The sequence below is a fragment of the Roseiflexus castenholzii DSM 13941 genome (assembly GCF_000017805.1).
GTDB lineage: Bacteria > Chloroflexota > Chloroflexia > Chloroflexales > Roseiflexaceae > Roseiflexus > Roseiflexus castenholzii.
This window is the reverse complement of the sequence record NC_009767.1, coordinates 5,425,157-5,446,646: the sequence shown is the minus strand read 5'-3', so window position 1 is coordinate 5,446,646 and position 21,490 is coordinate 5,425,157. Positions and strand designations below refer to the sequence as shown.

At 59.4% G+C, this 21,490-nt stretch carries 18 protein-coding genes; 6 read left to right on the top strand and 12 right to left on the bottom strand.

Annotated elements, in window-relative coordinates:
• Window positions 1-44: 44 nt before the first annotated feature.
• From RCAS_RS21835 to RCAS_RS25430, 9 genes are all read right to left on the bottom strand, one after another.
• A complete protein-coding gene (locus RCAS_RS21835; protein ID WP_012122658.1) occupies window positions 45-1,130 on the bottom strand; it encodes a PP2C family protein-serine/threonine phosphatase in 1,086 nt (361 codons plus the stop codon).
• Window positions 1,131-1,136: 6 nt separating this feature from the next.
• Entirely contained in the window at window positions 1,137-2,624 is a 1,488-nt protein-coding gene (locus RCAS_RS21830; protein ID WP_232280095.1) for a CheR family methyltransferase, read from the bottom strand.
• 305 nt (window positions 2,625-2,929) lie between these two features.
• On the bottom strand, window positions 2,930-4,063 hold the full coding sequence (cheB, locus tag RCAS_RS21825; RefSeq protein ID WP_012122656.1) for a chemotaxis-specific protein-glutamate methyltransferase CheB: 1,134 nt from the start codon (window positions 4,061-4,063) through the stop codon (window positions 2,930-2,932).
• 180 nt (window positions 4,064-4,243) lie between these two features.
• Window positions 4,244-4,606 carry a response regulator gene (locus RCAS_RS21820; protein WP_012122655.1) on the bottom strand — a complete coding sequence of 121 codons (363 nt, stop codon included), beginning with the start codon at window positions 4,604-4,606 and terminating at the stop codon, window positions 4,244-4,246.
• A 71-nt stretch (window positions 4,607-4,677) separates the two neighbouring features.
• Entirely contained in the window at window positions 4,678-6,903 is a 2,226-nt protein-coding gene (locus RCAS_RS21815) for a hybrid sensor histidine kinase/response regulator (RefSeq protein WP_012122654.1), read from the bottom strand.
• A gap of 103 nt (window positions 6,904-7,006) precedes the next feature.
• On the bottom strand, window positions 7,007-8,548 hold the full coding sequence (locus RCAS_RS21810; RefSeq protein ID WP_012122653.1) for a methyl-accepting chemotaxis protein: 1,542 nt from the start codon (window positions 8,546-8,548) through the stop codon (window positions 7,007-7,009).
• Between the two features lie 7 nt (window positions 8,549-8,555).
• Entirely contained in the window at window positions 8,556-8,975 is a 420-nt protein-coding gene (locus RCAS_RS21805) for a chemotaxis protein CheW (protein WP_012122652.1), read from the bottom strand.
• A 408-nt stretch (window positions 8,976-9,383) separates the two neighbouring features.
• The gene (locus tag RCAS_RS21800) at window positions 9,384-9,845 is read right to left on the bottom strand and encodes a chemotaxis protein CheW (RefSeq protein WP_041331248.1); all 462 of its coding nucleotides are present in this window, start codon (window positions 9,843-9,845) and stop codon (window positions 9,384-9,386) included.
• Window positions 9,846-10,072: 227 nt separating this feature from the next.
• Window positions 10,073-10,528: a hypothetical protein gene (locus tag RCAS_RS25430; protein ID WP_157042739.1), complete on the bottom strand. Its 456-nt coding sequence runs from the start codon at window positions 10,526-10,528 to the stop codon at window positions 10,073-10,075.
• A gap of 177 nt (window positions 10,529-10,705) precedes the next feature.
• On the opposite strand from RCAS_RS25430, the gene RCAS_RS21790 reads away from it, so the two are divergent.
• A complete protein-coding gene (locus RCAS_RS21790) occupies window positions 10,706-10,933 on the top strand; it encodes a hypothetical protein (RefSeq protein ID WP_157042738.1) in 228 nt (75 codons plus the stop codon).
• The gene (locus RCAS_RS21785) at window positions 10,930-11,349 is read left to right on the top strand and encodes a YbaN family protein (RefSeq protein ID WP_012122650.1); all 420 of its coding nucleotides are present in this window, start codon (window positions 10,930-10,932) and stop codon (window positions 11,347-11,349) included. Before RCAS_RS21790 ends, RCAS_RS21785 begins: the two co-directional genes overlap by 4 nt.
• 70 nt (window positions 11,350-11,419) lie before the next feature.
• On the opposite strand, the gene purB is transcribed toward RCAS_RS21785, so the two are convergent.
• Window positions 11,420-12,775, bottom strand: a complete 1,356-nt coding sequence (gene purB / locus RCAS_RS21780) for an adenylosuccinate lyase (RefSeq protein WP_012122649.1) — start codon at window positions 12,773-12,775, stop codon at window positions 11,420-11,422.
• A gap of 1,450 nt (window positions 12,776-14,225) precedes the next feature.
• Between purB and RCAS_RS21775 the strand changes: the two genes are divergently transcribed.
• Together RCAS_RS21775 and RCAS_RS25425 are read left to right on the top strand one after the other, a co-directional pair.
• Entirely contained in the window at window positions 14,226-14,426 is a 201-nt protein-coding gene (locus RCAS_RS21775; RefSeq protein ID WP_041331243.1) for a hypothetical protein, read from the top strand.
• A 210-nt stretch (window positions 14,427-14,636) separates the two neighbouring features.
• The gene (locus RCAS_RS25425) at window positions 14,637-14,789 is read left to right on the top strand and encodes a hypothetical protein (protein WP_157042737.1); all 153 of its coding nucleotides are present in this window, start codon (window positions 14,637-14,639) and stop codon (window positions 14,787-14,789) included.
• Between the two features lie 47 nt (window positions 14,790-14,836).
• On the opposite strand, the gene RCAS_RS21770 is transcribed toward RCAS_RS25425, so the two are convergent.
• A complete protein-coding gene (locus tag RCAS_RS21770) occupies window positions 14,837-16,573 on the bottom strand; it encodes an McrB family protein (protein WP_012122648.1) in 1,737 nt (578 codons plus the stop codon).
• Window positions 16,574-16,803: 230 nt separating this feature from the next.
• Between RCAS_RS21770 and RCAS_RS21765 the strand changes: the two genes are divergently transcribed.
• Together RCAS_RS21765 and gyrB are read left to right on the top strand one after the other, a co-directional pair.
• Window positions 16,804-17,775, top strand: coding sequence for a hypothetical protein (locus RCAS_RS21765; RefSeq protein ID WP_012122647.1), 972 nt, complete (start codon window positions 16,804-16,806; stop codon window positions 17,773-17,775).
• A 179-nt stretch (window positions 17,776-17,954) separates the two neighbouring features.
• A complete protein-coding gene (gene gyrB / locus RCAS_RS21760; RefSeq protein ID WP_041331241.1) occupies window positions 17,955-19,892 on the top strand; it encodes a DNA topoisomerase (ATP-hydrolyzing) subunit B in 1,938 nt (645 codons plus the stop codon).
• Window positions 19,893-20,304: 412 nt separating this feature from the next.
• Here gyrB and RCAS_RS21755 read toward each other — a convergent pair whose 3' ends face one another.
• Window positions 20,305-21,453, bottom strand: coding sequence for a M23 family metallopeptidase (locus tag RCAS_RS21755; RefSeq protein WP_012122645.1), 1,149 nt, complete (start codon window positions 21,451-21,453; stop codon window positions 20,305-20,307).
• Between the last annotated feature and the right edge of the window lie 37 nt (window positions 21,454-21,490).

The following is a 21,490-nucleotide window of genomic DNA, read 5'->3' as shown; positions in this document are numbered from 1 at the left end:
TGCTCTGTTGAACGCGACTCGATTGCAGTTTAGTAGCGCCTTGGTCACATTTTTTCATGATCCCGATACTCTTCGAGCGCCAGCCGGATCTGCGCATTCAACTCGCGCGCTAGCCCGCGCCCCAAATGACTCTGCGCGGCTTTGATGATCTCCGGCAATGCTTCGGTCCATGCAGCCACGCCAGCATCGCCCGGATGCGGCAATTTCAGCCATGCCTCTTCACCGCGTTCGCGCCCCAACACATCGTGCATAATGCTGCGCAGTTCTTCCGACAGGCGTGCAAATCGCCGCCGTACCGCCACAACGGTAATATCATCGTCCTGACCGGCATCGCTCCAGGTGCGCAATTCGTGCAGCAGGCGCGCCACCAGCGCACGCGGTTTCAATGCAGCGCCTTCGATCAACAAGCGTTCGAGCCGCTCGTACCCAAAATACTCGCCATGGTTGTTGGTTGCTTCGACGACGCCATCAGTGTACATAATGATGGTGTTGCCCGGCTCAATTTCGGTGCAGATCTCTTCATAGCCGGCATCGCTATCCACGCCAAGCGGTAAGCCCGACAATTCCAGTTCACTCACCCGTCCATTCAGCAGCAAGGGGTAATGATGACCGGCGTTGGCGATCTGCACGATGCCATGACGCAGATCGAGCGTGGCGTAGAGCATCGTGATCATGCCCTGTGGAATATCGGCGATAATGCCGCGGTTGACGCGCGCCAGCGTGCTGCCCGGCATCGCGCCGCTCCGCGCTGCGTAGCGAAAGACGGTGCGCGCCACGGCCATGCGCAATGCCGCCGGTAACCCTTTGCCTGAAACATCGCCGATCATAATGCCGTGACGCGCATCGCCAAGCGGTAGAAAATCGTACAGATCGCCCCCAAGATCGCGCGCGGGCAGCGAAATAGCATGAATTTCCCAACCGGGCAGACGCGGCACTGCTTCGAGCAGCAGACCCTGTTGAATATCGCGCGCCAGCAGGAGTTCGCGCTCGATCTCTGCCTGACGCCGCGCTTCTTCCGGGTTGATCTGCAGGGGCGGTGGTGCAGGGCGCCTGGCGCGCCGCAGACGGCTCGTTGGCGCATGGCTGAGGAGGGTGAAAGAGCGGCCCAATTGTTTGTCGCGTGTTCGCATAACGTGTTACATGCCCAGGTGTTGCTCACATGTGGTGCGCAACCAACCGACTTCGACGCCTTCGATGAGATCCTCGGACCGGTGCCTGGCCAGTTTGCTCAGCGCACTGCGAAACTCGCGCATCGCCTGTTCCTGCCTGCCCGCCTGACGGTATGCCAGTGCCAGGTGATAGGAAACCAACGCGGCGTCGGGGTCCAGGTAGCGCGCTCGTTCGAGCGCCTGGATCGCCTCGTTTCCCTGACCCTGGCGGGCATAGATCGTTCCGATGAGAAGATAGGCGTCACTGCGCAATGCATCGATTTCGAGCGCGCGGCGCGCTTCAGCAATGGCCAGGTCGAGTTCGCCGCGATCGGCATGCACGCGCGCCACCAGCACCAGCGCGCGCGGCGCCAGCGACGAGTTGGGGTGAATGCTGCGCAGCAGGTCCATCGCTTCGTCGATCCTGCCGGCGTCGATCAGGGCTTGCGCCTGTTCCACACGACCGACATCCTCTTCCATAGTTGGCGCGGTTGTCGCAGCAACAGGCGGTCGCGCCTTTCGAGAAGGGGTGGATGCGACTTTGACGACGGACGGTGAACGTCGTCGGGTCTCTGTTGGTAGCGATGGTCGAGGTGAAGTGCTGCGATGCTGAGTCGGTCGGTCGGGCGGATTGACCTTCTGGTAGACATACGCCCCCGATACTTCGCGTGAACGAAAACCATCGAACACATTCCACAACGTTTCTGAAAATCCCAGGAAGAGCAGCCCGTGGACCGGCAGGCAGCGATGAAATCGTTCGATCAATGAACGCCGCGTCTCCGGACGAAAATAGATCGTCACATTCTGGCAGAAAATTGCGTCGACGCCATACGCCGTCGGCGGAAACGTTTCGAGGAGATTCAGTTGCTCGAAACGCACCAGCGCCCGCACAGCGTCCGACACGAGAAATCCGTCGCCGTGCCGCACGAAGTAGCGATTGAGCAGCATTGGCGTCACATTGTTGAGCGAGCGCCCCCGGTAGAATCCGGTCCGCGCCTTTTCGAGCGCCAGTTCGCTCAGATCGGTTGCCCAGATTTCAACCGGACGTATCAGTGCCAGACCGAACGTTTCCAGCACCGTGATCGCCAGGGAATACGCCTCTTCGCCGGTTGCGCAACCGGCGCTCCAGATGCGGATCGGCTCGCCCGGCGGCTTGCGACGGTGCAATTCAAAGAGCAATGTCTCGCGCAGTGCGCGCATCTGCGGTGCATTGCGAAAGAAAAAGGTCTCGTGGTTGACCACCATCTCTGCCAGACGGTGGAGTTCGTTGCGACCGGCCGGTGCGCTGATGTGGCGCTCATAGGACTCGAGGGTCTCGCCAAGCGCTGCCACACGCTGCGCCAGACCCGCTTCCAGCACGCGCTGCTGCGCCGTATCCAGGTAGACGCCGCTATAATCTGCCAGCAGGGTGCGTAGCCGGTCGAACGCCTCCGGCGACAGACGCACTGGCGGAGGAACGAAGAGATCGTGCGCCATATTCATACCATTCGTTCGCATGCAACCTTTAACCGTTTCGAGACGTTGCGGTGCGACGTGCAATGCTCTTGCGAGCGCTCTTACACTGTCTGGAGGGCAGTGTTGCAGGGTGACGTCTCTCCTGGTTATCTGTGCGCCTTCCACCTGCAAACCCCGTGTCCTTGAATTGACCGTTCTCGCGTTGTTCCCGGAGACGCGCGACGATACGGGTGGGCGCGATGGGTGCGCCCCGACCCTTTATCTATCCGCGCGCCACCCAATGCGGGCGCGATGGGCGCGCCCGCGGCGCGCCCCTACCTCCACTTTCAACCTGCAACTAATCCGGCGACCACTTCCACCAACCGCGGCGCAATGGCTTCCGGCGGCAACACCTCACGCACCGCTCCGAGTTGAATGGCTGCGCGCGGCATGCCGAAAATGGCGCAACTTGCCTCATCCTGCGCAATTGTATACGCCTGACGACGATAGAGCGCCCGCATCCCATAGGCTCCATCGCGTCCCATCCCTGTCAGCAGCACCCCAACCGCGCGTGAGCCATACACCTCGGCAACCGCCTGCATCGTGACATCGATCGATGGTCGTTGAATCAGCAGCGGTGCATCACTCAGATGAACGGTTCCGTGGTGCGTCACCAACAGATTGCGCCGATCTGGAGCTATCAGCACTTCGCCAGCGTGAATGGGCGATCCTTCGCGGGCTACGTGCACGGGTAGGGCGCCGATGCTCGCCAACCATTCCGCCATCCCTTCGCTAAACCCTTCCGCGATGTGTTGCACAACCAGCACCGCAGCAGGGAATGCACGCGGAAGACCGGCAATAATCTGGCGGATGACACGCGGACCACCTGTGCTGGCGCCGATGACGATGACCGGGCTGAGTGGGGCATCGGGTGCGCTGTGGGTCGACGACACGACGTTGGACGACGATGCCGGTGGTATGTCGTGCGCGGGCGCTTGATGAGCCGGGAATGCAGGCGGCGCTGTGGAGTCATTGCCGGGTGTGCGGCGCCGACCGCGCAGATGTGTGACCACCTTGACCCGCGATAGAATCTTGACCCGACGCACCAGATCGCGTGCAGCGTGCTCGAGTGCGCGTGCGTCACTGCCATGCGGCTTCTCGACCACTTCGAGCGCACCGGCGCCAAGCATCTTGAAGGTGATATCCATCTCGTAACTGGCGAGCGATGCGGTCAGCACCAGAATCGGCGTTGGGCAATACGCCATCAAGTGTTCGGTCGTCGCCACCCCGTCCATAACGGGCATGCGCACATCCATGGTCACAACATCGGGGCGAAGCCGTTGCACCACCTCGATCGCCTCGCGCCCATTCGACGCGACGCCGACCACCTGAATAGCCGGGTCACGCTGAAGCATATCGGTGATGAAACGCCGCATCATTGCTGAGTCGTCCACCACGACGACACGGATAGGTCTGGTCATGCGTCAACTCGTTTCGTTCAATGCGAACGACCGGTAATCGTACAACATTTGCCCATACCAACAAGCCGCCGAACGATCCCGGCGGCGTATCGTGCGAACTCAAGACGCGCAAGAGCGCAAGCATCTTTTTCTGCCGATGCTTCCTGCTGATGCTCGCCGGATGAACGCTGGCTTTTCGCGCTAATCCATCTCCAGGATCATCTTGACCCGGTTGGGAAGGTTGAGCAGGTCGACATCTTTGTTCAGGTAGTCATCGACTCCCGCCTCGAATGCCGCATGCTTGTCGTCGCTTGAAGTGAGCATAATGATACGCAAGGCATCAAGCGCCGGGTTATCGCGTAGCCGGCGACAGACTTCATACCCGTCGATTCCCGGCATATGCACATCGAGCACCAGCAGGTCGGGCACCTCTTCTTCTATGGCTTTGAGCGCCTCTTCGCCGCTGTGCGCCAGGCGCACCTCATAGCCGTACATGCCAAGTCGCATCTTGACAATATCGGTTACCAGTTTACTGTCGTCGACCACCAAAATTTTTTCCGCCATAGTACGCCTCGTGTCCTTTCGCGTCGGCGCCGGTCTACGGGACCCGGGCAACGATAGAAGACAGGGGATGATCACATGCCGATCAACTGCCGGATCGTCTCCAGCAGGTTGTTCTGATTGAACTGACTTTTGACAATATACGCCTGCGCACCGACTTCCAGCCCACGCCGGCGATGCGCCTCCGATGCCAGACTGGTGACGATAATGACCGGCAGATCGGTTTTGCCCAACTCGCTGCGGATGCGGCTGGTCAGAGTGAAACCGTCCACGCGCGGCATTTCGACGTCGCTGACGACGAGATCGTAGGTTTCGGCGCGGATTCTGTCAAGCGCATCAAGCCCATCGACGGCAGTCGCCACCTCGTACCCGGCGGCGCTCAGGATGCTGCGGATCAACTCGCGAGTAGCGAACGAGTCGTCCACCACGAGTAATCGCGCGCGGCGCTGCTGACTCTGTTCCGGCGTTGGCGCAACAAGCGCCGTGCCGCGTCCCAATTGCGCCAGCATCGTGGGATTGAGCAGCAGCGCCAGCCTTCCATCGCCGAGTTGCAATACGCCGCTATACCGCCGCTGTTTTTCCAGGAGGGGTCCAAGCGGCTTGATCACCGCCTCGCGTTCATCAATCAGGCGATCGATCAGCAACGCCATAGGGCGGCGCACACCACCGATCAGCAACGCCGGCATGCGCACTGCATTGGCAAACGGATTCCCATTCGCAATACCCAACAATTCATCCAACCGCAGGATCGGCGTTAACACCTGATTGTGCTGAAAAACCGCCCGACCCTCGATAGTGCGGATCTGAGTGCGGCGCACCCATACCGTTCCCTGGCACCCCGACGCCGGAATGCCGAACAGTTGACTGCCAGCCTCAACCAACAGCACCCGCGTGGTAACCAGGGTCAATGGCAACGAGAGGAGGACCGTCGTACCGACGCCTGGCTGCGACTCAATCTGCACTTCCCCGCCAATCTCGGCAAGATTGGTGCGAACCACATCCATCCCGACGCCTCGTCCTGATACGTCGGTAATGATTTTTGCCGTCGTAAAGCCCGGCATGAAGATCAATTCCAGCGCCTCCTGATCTGAGAGCGCTGCTGCGGCATCAGCGCCGATCAATCCTTTGCGCACTGCCGCCTCGCGCAACTGTTGTGGATCCATGCCGCGCCCATCGTCGCGCACGCTGATCAACACTCGTCCGCCATGCGCCTGTGCTGCGATCTCGATCAATCCCTGGCGCGGCTTACCCTGGCGCTCACGTTCCTCTGCCGGCTCGATGCCGTGATCGAGCGCATTCCGAATTAAGTGCACCATCGGATCGGTGAGCACCTCGATGATCTTCCGATCCAGTTCGGTCGTTTCGCCGATCAGCGCCAGCGATGCTTCCTTGCCAAGATCGCGCGCCAGTTCGCGCACGGCGCGCGGCAGATTGGCGTACAGCGTTGCGACCGGCGTCAGGCGAATCGCCATCACCTCTTGTTCGAGGTCGTCGATCAACTGCGCTTTGTGCATCGTATGTTGTCCGATGCGTTCGAGTTGAGCTCTGAGCATGGAACCGGCGCGCTCGCCTGCGTTCAGCGCACCGTTCATTTCGCGGTCGAACAGGTCGCGCTGGGCAGGGGCAAGGCGCACACGGCGCAATTCGGCTTCGAGGGTGAGCAACGACCGTTGTTGGCGTTCAACCAACCCCTTCAACTCCTCTAACGCCTGAAGGTGCGATTCCTCAATCTGCCGACCGATTGACAATTCGCCTGCCAGATTCAGTAACCGATCCAGGCGATCCACCCGCACGCGCACCGTCTGTCGCATACGTTCGCGCCCACCCTTCGACGTGGGTTGTGGCGCGCTTTCATCACCGGGCGATTGCGCCGGTTCGAGCGGGGGTGACACCGGCGTTTCAGGCGAAGGCTGTGGCGATCCTCGTCCAAGATGGCTCGTCAGCGCTTCAACGTCAATCGACGACGGCTTGCCATCGATAGCGGCTGCCAGCAACTCCAGAATCGCATCGCTGCCCTTCAGTAATTCATCGGTGAGAAAGCGATCAAGAACGCGCCGACCGTCGCGCACTGCTGCCAGGATGTGCTCACAGGTGTGCGCAACTTTGCCGATCTGATCCAGACCGAGCATTCGCGCCGACCCCTTGATCGTGTGCATGGCGCGAAAGATGGCGTCGATCCGCTCACGGCGCGCCTCGCCCTCCAGTCCGTTGCCTTCGAGCGCCACAAGACCTTCGGTGACAATGCGGATGTTCTCCGCCGTTTCATCACGAAATTGGCTGTAGAACGACGCCAGATCCATACACGATCAACAGGTCAATTGTTCCACCGCCACGCGGTGAGATATGACAGCGCAACGTCTCGACCGGAAACCCATCCTGTCGCACCATTGAAGGTTTGCACCTTCAACTTCTCCCGCTTTTCATGTTCGCCTCTTGCCGCTCGCTGCGCATCTCGCTCCCGTCTTGTGACAGACCATGCAGCCGGTTGGCAATGGCGGTCAGGCGTTGAGCGGCGTCCTGCACCTGACGCGCGCCTGCCGCAGTGCGGCGCGCCACATCGGCGATCTCGCGCATCGTTTCCACCACCTGCTCGCTAGCGCTCTGCTGCTGCGCGGTTGCCAGATTGATCTCGGCGCTGCTCTGCGCTGTGCGTTCCGCCGCCATCACGATAATGTCCATCACCTGACCGGCGCTATGGGCAAGTTCGACTCCGGCCGCGACTTCTTTGCCGCCCTCTTCGGCAGCCAGCACCGCTGCGTTCGTCGCCTGTTGAATCTCGGCGATGACGCCTTTGACCTCTTTGGCGGCGACCAGCGCACGGTTGGCGAGGCTCTTGACCTCAGCCGCCACCACCGCAAACCGGCGACCGTGTTCACCGGCGCCGGCCGCTTCGATAGCGGCATTGAGCGCGAGCAGATGCGTTTCATCGGAGAGATCGTTGATCAGATCGATGATCTCGCCGATCTGCTGCGACCGCTCACCAAGGTTCAACACGCGCGCTGATACGTCCTGCATGCGGCTGCGAATGCGATCCATCGCCTGAATGCTTTTATCGACGGCTTCCTGTCCTTCGCTCAGATTTTCGAGCGTCTGCCGCGCTGCTTCCGCCACCTGTTCGGCGGCGATGGCGATCTGGCGCGCGGTTGACCCCAATTCCTCGATGGTGGTGCTGACCTGCGAAACGGCGCTTGCCTGCTCGGATGCGCCGCTTGCCTGCTCGTGCGAGGCGCGCAACAGTTCGGATGCCGCTGCCGAAAGCTCACTCCCCAATTCCACCTGCTGAATATTCTTTTCGATCAACCGCTGATTGGTTTCGTACAACTCTTCGGATTGCGCTCTGGTTTGATCCAGAAAGCGCATAGTGCTGGTGGACCAGAGCGAGGCGACGTAGGTCAGCAAGCCGCCGACGCTAGTGAAAAAAACGACGAATGCCATGGTGCGCGGCAATCCTGGCAGATCGTTCTGCGGCTGAAGGATGCCGGTGGTTTCAGCGACCGCCAGAGCGATATACAACGTCAACGCCATGCCGAACAGTCGGGGGCTTTCCGCAGCTCGTCCGAATAATCCGGCGACGACAATCGGGAACAGAAATGCAATGCCGGCAGGACCGGCGGCTCCGCCTGCCAGATACATCATGCCGATGACGTAGATGAGCGAGCCATACAGAAAGATGTTCGACGCCGTGGTGTGCCGACCGATGCGCAGTGCACCAAGTGTGCCGCCGACAATCGTCGCCACCATGGCAATCACCCATAGTGCGGCGCCAACGACCTGCTGTGGCATAATGCCAATCAGTGCGAGGATGATCACCAGCACACACCCGGCGCCGGCGACGCCACCGAACACAAGCGCCAGATGGGTTAGCACTCTGGCGCGGTCTTCGTCCTGACTCTGTGGATTGGTAATGACACTGGCAAACATCTGGCGACTCGATACCTGTTCCATACGCCGCTCACTTCTGTTCTGCATCATGGGTTCTTCTCAGCAGCACGCTGCGCGCAATCGCTCGTACATCAAGCTGCACGATGGGATGCTCGTCTACAATGAGCGCACCGGTTGCCCACGGTTCACGCAAGCGCTCGCGCAACAATGGCGGCAATGGTTGAACCGCCGCATGATCGACCAGATTATCCACTGCATCGACGAGTAGCGCAATCGTGCGTCGCCGCAGGGGAATGATCAAAGCGTGCCGTCGTTGCATCGTGCTGACATCTTCCGGGTCGAGAAGCGCTCCTAATTCCACGGTAATGGAGGATTGATTCTCGTCGGTCTCATGGTCATTGCCAGGGCGTCGATTGACAGCGCGGAGGGTTGCAACGTCTTCACGCGGTACGATGTAACGATGCCGTGTTGTGCGAACGATCAGCAACATTGAGCCAAGAACTGAGAACTGAGAACTGAGAACTGACGTTCAACGCATCACCTTCGCACCTGCAACCTGCAACCTTCCTGCCTTCCCGCTGGCCGCTCGTCTCGCATTTCGTGCCTCGGCCACGCCTTCCCGCTGGCCGCTCGCCTCACCCCTCTTGCCTCTTGCCTCTTGCCTCTTGCCTCTTGCCTCTTGCCTCTTGCCTCTTGCCTCTTGCCTCTTGCCTCTTGCCTCTTGCCTCTTGCCTCTTGCCTCTTGCCTCTTGCCTCTTGCCTCTTGCCTCTTGCCTCACGCCTCTTGCCTCTTGCCTCTTGCCTCTTGCCTCTTGCCTCTTGCCTCTTGCCTCTTGCCTCACGCCTCACCCCTCTCGCCTCGTGCCGCTCGCCTCTCGCCTCACGCCTCTTGCCCCTCCTACGCCTCCCGCAGCGCGGCGACGATCACCACCACATCAAGCAGCGCAATAGTCTGGTCCTCATAGAACGCGACGGCGCTCAGGAAACGCGCGCGCGCAGGATCAAGACCGGTTGGCGGTTGTCCGAACGCTTCCGCCGGGATAGTCGCCAGATCGATCACAGCGTCCACCAGCAACGCCATGTCGGTATCCTCATAGACAACCGTGACCAGGCGTGTCGAGCGGGTCGTCTCGGCAAATGGCATACCGAGCACGAGGCGAAGGTCGACGACCGGCAGAATGACACCGCGCTGACTGATAATCCCAGGGATTGCCGGCGGAGCGCCGGGAACGGGGGTGAACGCGCGGTATCGTCCAACTTCGCGCACATGGGCTGACGGCAACGCATAGGTCTCGTCAGCCAGACGGATCAACAGGACATTGTGATCGGTTTGTCCGGCGAAGTCGGATTGTATGCCCATTGTGCGTATCGACGGAACGTCATTCCTCATCCTTTGCGAAAGGATACTATGGAAGATCGGCGCAGGTCAAGCATCCGAAAGTACCGGAACCTGATCGGTTTAGGCGCAATTTCGTCAACGCACAGGCATGAGCGGTGGTGGCGGGTTGAAGGTTGAAAGGACGAGGTCAAAGGCGCACGGCGGCAGAACGATCCTTTCAGAATTGACATTTACTATCATTATTGCTACTATGATTGCCGCAGTATTCTCTCAGTAATGATAACAAGTCTTATGTTTGAGGTTGACCAACGTCTGTTCCCACGTTGTGCGAAGACGTGGGTTGCCGTTTCCGCTGCTGCCGGATTGGCGACCGTGCTCTTGAACATTATGCTGTTCGCAGCGATAGGTTGGGCAGTTGAAGCGCTCTGGACCGGAGTCCCCGCATTCTCTGCCGGTGCAATAGCAGGGGGCTCGATATTTATTGCAGGCAAAGGCTTTTTTGGATGGCTTGAGCGCGTTGCCACAGCGCAGGCGGCAGCCGACACAAAAATCGTGGTCTGCGACATGATGCCCACGCCTTGCAGATAGGACCGGTCGATCTTGGCCGTGAGCGCACGGGTGAACTTGTCAATACCGCCGTTGACGGCATGGACTGGCTGGAACAGTACGAGAGCATCTACTGAGCGCAGTTCATTGTTTGGCATGCTCAGTCCTGTGCTAGTCATCACGTACATTGCCACGCAGGACCTTGCAACGGCGCTCATTCTGCTGTTGGCGCTGCCTTTGCCGCCGCTCTTACTGGGAACAACCTCGCAACGGTTCAAGGCGGTGAGTAATCATTTTTTGCGACCGCCAATCTCGACCCCGGAACGGAGCGCGACGTGTACGCTGCTCTACGTGGCATGCGAAAGGAGCGCACCGTCATTATCATTGCGCATCGGCTTTCAGCAGTGCGCACAGTCGATGAGATTCTGGTCCTCGACAACGGTCATCTGGTTGAGCGCGGCACACACGAAGCATTGCTCGCCTGCAACGGAACGTATACACACCTCTTCGCACAGCAGCGCGATCTGTGGGAAAACGTCGAAACGGAAGGAGTTGCGGTATGAGCAATCCAGATGAGCGTTCACCGGTGTCCTCGGCGTCGTCCCACCGCCTCTTGCGTCCACTTTTGCTTGTTGGCGGGACACTCTTTCTCGTGCTTGGGGTATTGGGCGCTTTTTTGCCGGTACTGCCGGCAACGCCGTTTTTTCTGCTGGCAGCGGCATTGTTCTTTCGTTCGTCGCCGCGTCTCTACCAATGGATGATCGGGCATCCGCTGATCAGCCCGCACCTTCAACGCTTTCAGCAAGAACGCGCAATGACCATGCGCGCAAAGGCGACCGTTCTGGGACTTGCCTGGGTGATGCTGCTTTCCGCAGCGATCTTCGCTGTTGATAGCCTATTTATGCGCATGGTTCTGATAGGATTAGCGATTATCAAAACCATCGTCATTGTGCGTCTTAAAACCTCCCGCTCGCGGTAAGCACTCGTTCGATCCGAATTCGTCCCGATTCATTTCCCATCACCAGCCATGCTCACCATTGTCCTCGCATTCACACCATGCGCGCCAGGCGATCAGCCAGCCCGGTGTAGGTTTCCGGCGTGAGGGCGCGCAGTTCCTCCTTCACCGTCGGTGAAACATCAAGTTCATCAATGAATGCGTGCAGCATCTCCATCGTCAGCGCGCGCCCGCGCGTCAGGCGCTTGAGCGCCTCATACGGCTCCGGGTAACCGGCGCGGCGCAGGATAGTCTGCACCGCTTCCGCCAGCACTTCCGGGTGATGCCGCAGGTCGTCCAGCAGGCGTTCCCGGTCAACGGCGATCTTCCCCAATCCCTTGCTGACGCGCCGATATCCAAGCAGGCAATGTCCGAATGCAACGCCGAGATTGCGCAGCACCGTACTGTCGGTCAGGTCGCGTTGCAGGCGCGAAACCGGCAACTTACGGCTGAAGTGCTCCAAAAGCGCATTTGCCAGCCCCAGGTTGCCTTCGGCGTTTTCGAAGTCGATAGGATTGACCTTATGCGGCATTGTGGAGGACCCGACCTCGCCGGGGCGCGCGATCTGCACCAGGGAGCCGTCGCTGATATAGCGCCACATATCCTGGCAGAGATCGATCACCACCGTGTTGAGGCGCCGCAGCGCGTCGCACAGTTCGGCGAGCGTATCGTGAGGTTCGATCTGGGTTGTCAACAGCACTGGCTCAAGGTCGAGGAAGCGGATGAAGCCGCGACTGAACGCGATCCAGTCTACCTGTGGCAACGCTGCAACGTGCGCTGCGAATGTACCGGTGGCGCCGTTCAGTTTACCGGTGAGTCGGATGCCGGACGCCTGTTCGTGCGCGCGTTGGAGGCGCGCAGCGAAGACTGCCATCTCCTTGCCGAAGGTCGTTGGCGTGGCAGGCTGCCCATGGGTGCGCGCCAGCATTGGCGTTTCGGCTTCTGCAAACGCCAGGTCGCGCAGCGCCACGATAATCTCGCCGACAGCGGGCATTAGCGTCAGATCGCGCGCCTCGCGAATCATGAGCGCATATGCCAGATTGTTGATGTCTTCTGATGTCAGCGCGAAGTGTACCGCCTCCTTCCAGGCGCCGAGACCAAGCGCATCGAGCCGTTCGCGCAGCCAGTATTCGACCGCCTTGACATCGTGGTTGACCTTGCGATCCCATGCGGCAATCGCTTCGGCATCGTCGGCGGAGAATGAACGGTAGAGATTGCGCAGCGCCGCCGCAGCGCGCGGATCGAGTTTCGGCACGAAATCGACGTCCCGCGCGCGTGTCAGAAACAGCAGATACTCCACCTCGACACGCAGCCGATAGCGAAACAACGCCGCCTCGCTGAAATAGGCTTCGAGATCGGCGACATCGGCGCGATAGCGCCCGTCGAGGGGTGAAAGAGCGGTAAGCGACATTTCGTTTCTCCTTCAATAGCGATGTTGTCGCATGTTTGCAATGATTCCGAACGTTTACCATCTATGACTTCACTGTACAAAGTGGTAACCACGAAGGTAACCACGAAGGTCGCCAAGGGACGCAAAGGACATGCGCTTCATTATTATTCCCCTTCGTGCGCTTCGTGCCCTTGGCGGTTCAGCCTTCCATGACTTCACCGCAACAAGCAACCACGAAGGTCACGAAGGGACACGAAGGCAATGCGCTTCATTATTATTCCCCTTCGCGCGCTTCGTGTCCTTGGCGGTTCAGCCTTCCATGACTTCACCGCAACAAGCAACCACGAAGGTCACGAAGGGACGCAAAGGACATGTGCTTCATTATTATTCCCCTTCGTGCGCTTCGTGCCCTTGGCGGTTCAGCCTGTAACCACGAAGGTCGCCAAGGGACGCAAAGGACATGCGCTTCATTATTATTCCCCTTCGCGCGCTTCGGGTCCTTGGCGGTTCAGCCTTCCATGACTTCACCGCAACAAGCAACCACGAAGGTCGCCAAGGGACGCAAAGGACATGTGCTTCATTATTATTTCCCTTCGCGCGCTTCGTGTCCTTGGCGGTTCAGCCTGTAACCACGAAGGTCGCCAAGGGACGCAAAGGACATGCGCTTCATTATTATTCCCCTTCGCGCGCTTCGGGTCCTTGGCGGTTCAGCCTTCCATGACTTCACTGCAACAAGCAACCACGAAGGTCGCCAAGGGACGCAAAGGACATGTGCTTCATTATTATTTCCCTTCGCGCGCTTCGTGTCCTTGGCGGTTCAGCCTGTAACCACGAAGGTCACGAAGGGACACGAAGGAACTGCGCTTCATCTGTATCCACCTTCGTGCGCTTCGTGTCCTTGGCGGTTCAGCCTTCTATGACTTCACCGCAACAAGCAACCACGAAGGTCGCCAAGGGACACGAAGGATATGCGCTTCATCTGTATCCACCTTCGCGCGCTTCGTGCCCTTGGCGGTTCAGCCTTCCAGGACTTGCAACCACGAAGGTCGCCAAGGGACGCAAAGGACATGCGCTTCATTATTATTCCCCTTCGTGCGCTTCGTGCCCTTGGCGGTTCAGCCTTCCAGGACTTGCAACCACGAAGGTCGCCAAGGGACACGAAGGAACTGCGCTTCATCTGTATCCACCTTCGTGCGCTTCGTGTCCTTGGCGGTTCAGCCTTACAGGACTTGCAACCACGAAGGTCACGAAGGGACACAAAGGATGTGCGCTTCATGTTGCTTCACCTTCGTGCGCTTCGTGTCCTTGGCGGTTCAGCCTTCCAGGACTTGCAACTACGAAGGTCGCCAAGGGACACGAAGGAACTGCGCTTCATCTGTATCCACCTTCGCGCGCTTCGTGTCCTTTGTGGTTGAGCCTTCCATGACCTTCATTCGATGCTTCTTCCTCATCATACCCGAAACGTCGCGCCTTGACCAGGAAGGATCAACAACGCTTCGCCGAATGGTCAGAAAAGAGCGTCGGCGCTGCACGGTTTGTCGATGTGACGACCGTCGTTGGCGTTCTCGTGCCGGGGTCTGGCGTGGCAACGTTGATGTTCGCCATGACTGAGATGTTCCCGCTCTCAAATCTCGAACCGTCGGGACTCACTTTTTTGCCGACATGGCGCTGATGGCGCTCTCGTTACCCGTGATGGTTACAGGAACATGAGTCAAGATCATCATCGAGAGAGTGCCGATGTCTCGCTACTCGCAGGCGTTGCGCGGTACGAGCGCCGTCACTGACGCGCCAATCCTTGACGTCTGGCAGGAACTAAGGGTATGAAGGCGAGCCGTATATCGTCGCCTGGGAACTGACCGCCTCCGACAGCAAGAGACGTCCTGTGCAACACCGGGGAGCGCAGCGTATCAGCGAGAATCTCTTCTATCAGCTTCAACGGCGTGACACAGTGCGGGTGCGCTTTATTCCCGATCAACCGGCTATCTCTGCGCTAGACCCGCAGTGGGTTGCGGCAATCGAGCAGCATAGCGCGTGATGCGCCTGACAGTCGTATGGTGTAGCGCAATATGGATGCAACGTGCATTAGCCATAGAAATCGGTAAATCCATCAACATCGAGGCGTTCGAGCATGCGCCGCACTTTCTCCGCCGATTCGGGGAAGGGCGCGGCGGCGACTGCTTCGGTCTCAACCTGCGCGGCGCGTTTCCAGATGCTCTGAGGTGCGCCAAGCAGCAGTTCCAGCAGTTCGGTCAGTGCGCGCCGCAATCGCGGCGCATCATCGCCGCGCAGTTTGGGCAGCACTTTTTGCTTGATCTGGAAATCCAGCGCTTGCTCCGGCGTCAGTATCCCCTGCGACTGTTCGATATACCGCAACATCTCACTCAGGACACGATACCCGAACGGTTGCCCTGCGCGCGCCACGATGCGGTGAACCTGCACGATGACCTTCCAGATGGCGTCGTTGATGGCGCCGGGATAGGCGGTGCGGAACCCTTCCAGGTCAACATCGGTCATTTCGATCACATTCGCGCGATCAAGCAATTTATCGGAGAGGGCATGGGCGCTTTCATCAACATTGACCGTGCCGATGATCGACACATTCGACGGCAGGCGAAAGGGATTGGTGAGAACCTCGCCGGCCACAGTCTCCACCGTTGTCGCAGGCGCACCCAGGTCGATCAGGCGGTCATCGGTCTCCATTGCCGACAGGATCGGCGCCAGGTAGTATTCCGGGCGCGCCAGGTTCATCTCGTCGAGGCAGACGAAATAACGCGCAGTCGGATCGGTTGCAGCGCGCTGCAGGAAGCGCAGAAACGGCGTTGGATGGTATTTGCCGGTAATCGCATTGTAGTATCCCAGGAGGTCGCGCGCGCTGTGCCAGTCAGGCTGTACCGCTACCAGCAGGTAACGCTCATTCTCCTGACCAGGCGCCAGATGGTCGCCGACCAGCGCATCGGCATACAGGCGAGTCAGGCGGGTCTTGCCGGCGCCGGAGATTCCCGGCAGGATGACGAGCGGACGGGTGCGCAGCGCGACGTGGTAGGCGCGAATGATCTGTTCCGACACCGTCAACCCACGCGCGCGAATACGTTCGATAATCACCTCGATCGGCGGTTCTTCCGCCGTCAGATAGGCGACACGCTGTTCGCGCAACCAGGCGGCGCCGGTCGGTTCTCGCGCCTCGGCGCGCTCCATCAGTGCTTCGTTAAGTGGCAGCAGCGCAAGTGCGTCCTCGATCACACGCTCGATGAACGCTGGCTGAAAGACCTGCGGGTCGTCCCAGCGGTAGGCGAAGCCTGCCAGGAGCGATGATGCTGCACGGTTTGCCAGGTAACGGTCGATCCACAGCGCTGCCGGGTCGGATGCGCGCTCGCGGTTGGCGAAGCGCACCTCATGGATCCGTTCTACCAGCGGCAACCAGAGTGCGCGCGATTCCTCCCACACGCGCGCCAGATCGTCCTTGCGGCGGCGCGCAACCTGGATCGCAACGAGGATCAGGCGTTCAGCGCCGCTGACTGCCAGATAGACCCCTGCGCCGCGCGGTGGACGATCAATGACCAGGTAGTAGTCGTCGATTGGATCGCGCACGCCGTGACCACGATTGATGGAACGCTGGGAACGGTAGCCGATCTCGTAAAGGTTCCAGATACGCGGAAAACGTCGGGACGCCTCAGCGCTGAGGCGTGCGGCGTATGCCGCCAGCACCGGTTGCAATCGTTCCTGGATGGCATTCCAGCGCTCCGCCACACCGGGAACCGTCAGTGCGGCAAGCGCCTCTGGAGTAAACATCACCCGATCCGACACCGTGGAAATTGCCATTTCAAGGCTTTCTGACGGGATAGAGCCTTTCTATTATAACACCGTTGGCGATGTTGAGGGGCAGGGGTCATGGATGCCGGGTAGGGGGCGCGGACACGCGCCTGGGCGCGCTGGCGGGGCGCCTCTGTCCGCACCCTTCAATCCTCGAACACACGTTCATGTCTTCTCCCGCCGCCTGGCGATGTGTGGTATAATACGGAGGTTGTCTGAAATATCTTTAGAGCGCCAGTATGCAGCAATCCGCCTCGATTATCGATACGCTGAGCGAAGGGTATCGCGCGATCCACCGACGGCCGGCTGCGCTGCTGCTGGTGTTTGCATTCAATCTGGCGTTGTTGCTGACGGCGCCGGTGTCGTTCGCGCCGCTCTTTGATCGCTTCGATGGTTTTCTGACAAGGCTGGCAGGCGCATCAACAGAAACCTCGGGCGATGCGCAGAGCCAGATGAGCGCCTTGCTGGCGGAACTCGGTCAGACCGATCTGCGTCAGGCGCTGGCACTGATGAATGTGATGCCGCGGTTCATTGTCCCGCGCTTTGCACCGGGTGCGCTGGCGACCAATGGCGCGGACGCGGTGATTACGATTGCCAGTGTGCCGGCAGCGGCGCTGACCTTTGTGTTGATCAATCTGATCGTCTTTCCTATCGGTGTGCTGTTCCTGACGCTGGTTGGCGCTGCGGTGCGCGGTGAACCGGCATGGCAGCGCGATCTGTGGCGCGCTATGGTGCGCATTGGCGCTGCGGTGATTGGGGTGATGGCGATTCTGGTCGCTGCCTTCGTCCTCATCGGGTTGCCGTTCGCCTTTGTGGCCGCTCTCCTGATGGCGGTCAACGATGTGCTGGGAGTGCTGGCATTCAGTTTGATTCTGGTCGTTATGATCTGGGTGCAGATCTATGTCGGCTTCGCCAACGAGGCGATTGTGATGAGTCGAATGGGTCCGCTCCGCGCTCTACGGGCCAGTTTTGAACTTGTGCGCCGCAATCTGTGGGGCGTCGTCGGATTCCTGCTCCTTTCGTTGTTGATTACCCGTGGCACCGAAGTAATCTGGGAGATGCTGGGTACGTCGATGATCGGCGGCGTCGCGGCGGCGCTCGGCAGCGCATATATCGGTGTCGGTCTGGCGGCAGCGCGCATGGCGTTCTACCGTGAACGTGTGCGCCGGTTGAGTGAACAACAGGCGATCCGCCCAGGAGCGGCGCCTTGAGCCTGCCAAAGGGTAGAACTATTGACTTCACTGCAAAAAGCAACCACGAAGTTCACAAAGGGACGCAAAGGAAATGCACTTCATTTTTTTACCTTCGTGCGCTTCGTGTCCTTTGTGGTTAAGCCTTTGTGCAGTGGACTCACTATTGCAATCATATGAATGAACGATTCGAGTCGTCTATGACAACAGAACCACTGCGATCGGTCAATGCGACCGGCTACGATGAAGATCAGATCCAGGTGCTCGAAGGGATGGAAGCGGTTCGTCGCCGTCCCGGCATGTATATCGGTCCCACCGATGTCAATGGTTTGCATACCATGGTGCGCGAAGTCGTCGATAATTCGGTCGATGAGGTGATGGCGGGACGCGCGACGACCGTTGAGGTGACTATTCACGAAGATGGGTCGGTCACGGTCGCTGATGATGGCTATGGTATTCCGACCGGTCCCCATCCTAAACTTGGTGTCAGCACCCTTCAGGTGGTGATGACCGTGCTCCATGCAGGCGGAAAGTTCGATAACAAAAGCTACAAGGTGTCGTCCGGGTTGCACGGCGTTGGCGTATCTGCCGTCAATGCCCTCTCTGCGTATATGCGCGTTGATGTCCATAATGCGCGCGATGGGATGCACTACTATCAGGAGTACCGCTGTGGTGTGCCACAGTGCGAGGTGCAAAAGGTCGGTCCAACTACCCGGCGTGGGACGATTACGCGCTTTCTGCCGGATACGACGATTATTCAGACGCTGGATTACAACTTCAAAACACTGGCGCAGCGCTTCCGCGAGATGGCGTATCTCAACAAAGGATTGCGCTTCAAGTTTGTCGATGAGCGCGATGGCAATGAGATTAACTTTTATTTTGAGGGCGGTATTCGCTCGTATGTGCGCCATCTCAATAAAGATAAGAATGTTCTGCACAAGCACCCATTCTATGTCGAACGCACCATCGATGAGGTAATGGTGGAAGTGGCGTTGCAATACACGGAAAGTTTCGACACCGATTCGGTCTATGCATTTGCTAATGGCATCAACAATACCGACGGCGGTGCGCACGTCGCCGGTTTTCGCAGCGCGTTGACGCGGGTGATTAATGCGTATGCGCGCAGCAAAGGGTTCCTCAAGGAGAATGAAGGAAACCTGACCGGCGATGATGTGCGTGAGGGTCTTACTGCGGTGATCAGCGTCAAACTGCGCGATCCGCAGTTCAGTTCGCAAACAAAGGAGAAGTTGGTCAGCCCTTCCGCAACCGGCGCAGTCAACACGGTGTTCGGCGACGCCTTCAGCGCCTGGCTTGAGGAGAATCCGCAGGAGGCGCGGCGGATTGTCGAGAAGTGCATCTCGGCGGCGCGCACCCGTATCGCTGTGCAGAAGGTGCGCGAAACGGCGCGCAAGAGTGCCATGGAAGGGTTTTCGCTGCCGGGCAAACTGGCTGATTGCTCGGATACCAATCCGGCACGCACGGAGTTGTTCATTGTCGAGGGTGATAGCGCCGGCGGAAGCGCCAAACAGGGGCGTGACCGGCGCTATCAGGCGATCCTGCCGCTGCGCGGCAAGATCCTGAATGTCGAAAAGAGCCGACTCGACAAGATGCTCTCCAACAATGAGGTCAAGGCGCTCATTACCGCCATCGGCGCCGGCGTCGGCGATCAGTTCGACCCGTCCAAACTGCGCTACCATCGCATCATTCTGATGTGCGATGCCGATGTGGATGGTAGCCACATTCGCACGCTATTGCTCACCTTCTTCTTTCGCTATATGCGTCAGATTATCACGAATGGGCACCTCTACCTGGCGCAGCCGCCGCTCTATCGCATTGTGCACGGGAAGACTGAAAAGTATGTCTTCACCGATACAGAGCGCGATCAGTACCTGGCGACTCTCTCGTCTGCGGAGCGCAATAAGGCGGTTGTGACGCGCTACAAGGGGTTGGGTGAGATGAACGCTGCGCAATTGTGGGAAACAACAATGAATCCGCTCAATCGCCTCCTCCTTCAGGTGACGCTCGAAGATGCGCAGCAGGCGGACGAAACGTTCACCATGCTGATGGGCGATCTGGTCCCGCCGCGCAAACGTTTTATTCAAACCCACGCGCTCGAAGTGCGGAATCTGGATATTTGATTCGACAGGATCGCTGCTGTGATCCTGTCGGGTTGACTGCGGCGGTTCGCAAAAAGCATATACGTGGACGTAAGCGCCCAGCGACGCTCCACCGGCGTTGGTTCGGCGCATGCGTCTGCACTGCGGCAAGGGCGCGTCAATGCCATGCGCGCAATCAGTTGGGCTGATCGGTAGGCGCCGCCTGACAATTCCTTATACCAATGACGATTGAAGATGCCGCATGCGTGTCATTCCGAGCCCTTCGCTTCGCTCAGGGTAAACGCAGCGCGGAATCTGAGCGGGTTGTGCACGACCCCTCGCGCTGCTCGGGGTGATCATGCCGGATGGTCACAGGTAAGTGGTATTACCTGGCTTTTGCTTCGCTCCACTCGCAATGATGGCAGTGCGCGGTTTTCGGATAGGCTCTCAAACTCTAAGGGCGCGCGACGATTCTGGCGATCGTCACCCATTCGCCTGCATTGCCGGCATAATCGATGGGTTGCACCCGCAACAGGTACTCGCCGGGCGCAAGCGGCGGCGCTTCGATCTCCGGCAAGGGGGTGAACCATTCGGAGGTGCCTTCTGGATCGATGCCGATGGAGAGGCGGTACCCGGCAACACCAGAAGCGGCGTCACCGGCTGGCTCCCAGGCAATCAGGGTCGCCTGCCCGGCTTTCAAAAAGATTGGCTCAATTGCGGGCGGAGACTCTGGCGGCGTTGTGTCATACCCTATCGGACCGAAGGCGGCAACTGTCTGCTGCCCATTGCGGTCCCATCCGCGCACGAAGAGCGTGTGCAACCCTTCCCCTGCTTCGGCGAGGCGTATGCTCCCGTTTGGCATCGTCATCTCCGGCGCCGCGCCAACCGGATCGGCGCCCCACGCTGCCCGATACCCTGCCGTCATCGCTGTGCCGCTGAACTCGATCTGCACGTCGCTGCCGTACCAGCGTCCGATCTCTGCTCCGGCGAATCCAATCCCTTCGACATTCGACAGGGGTGTGCTGCCGGCAACCAGGACTCTGCCGCCATGCTGGTTGCATCCGCCGATCTCTGGCAGATCATACCCTTCGGCAAAGCGCAACGGCACAGAACGTCGGTTGCGTGCCCAGGGTCCCTCAGCCATAAATGCGGTGAAGTGCAGATGAACGATACCTGGCGATCCGCGATCGCCGACGGCGCCGATCACGTCGCCGCGTGCCACGATCCGTCCGATCTGTGGATTCTCGGCATGCTGCATATGCGTGTACATGGTGTAGAGGTTGCCTTCGTGCCGGAGGATAAGGGTGCCGCTGCGCCGCGCCCATACGAAAATGACCCCATCGGCGGCAGCGCGCACCGGCGCGCCAGCGCTTGGACCGCCGACCCGCACCAGATCGAGCGAGTAGCGATCCCAACCGTTGTGGGTGCCACAGGCATACCCCTGAATGATGCGCCACTGCTCACCGAAAGGCGTCGGCAACCAGAGTTCGGGGGCGACGCCAGCATGGTCTGCTGCTGTCAGCGGCGTCGCCTGGACCAGCGCAGCAAAAAAGAATGCCAGCGCCAGCCAACGCCGCAACAGGCGTCTGCTTGGTAGCATCATACCGTCGTCGTGGACGTGTTTACTTTTCTTTCACGAT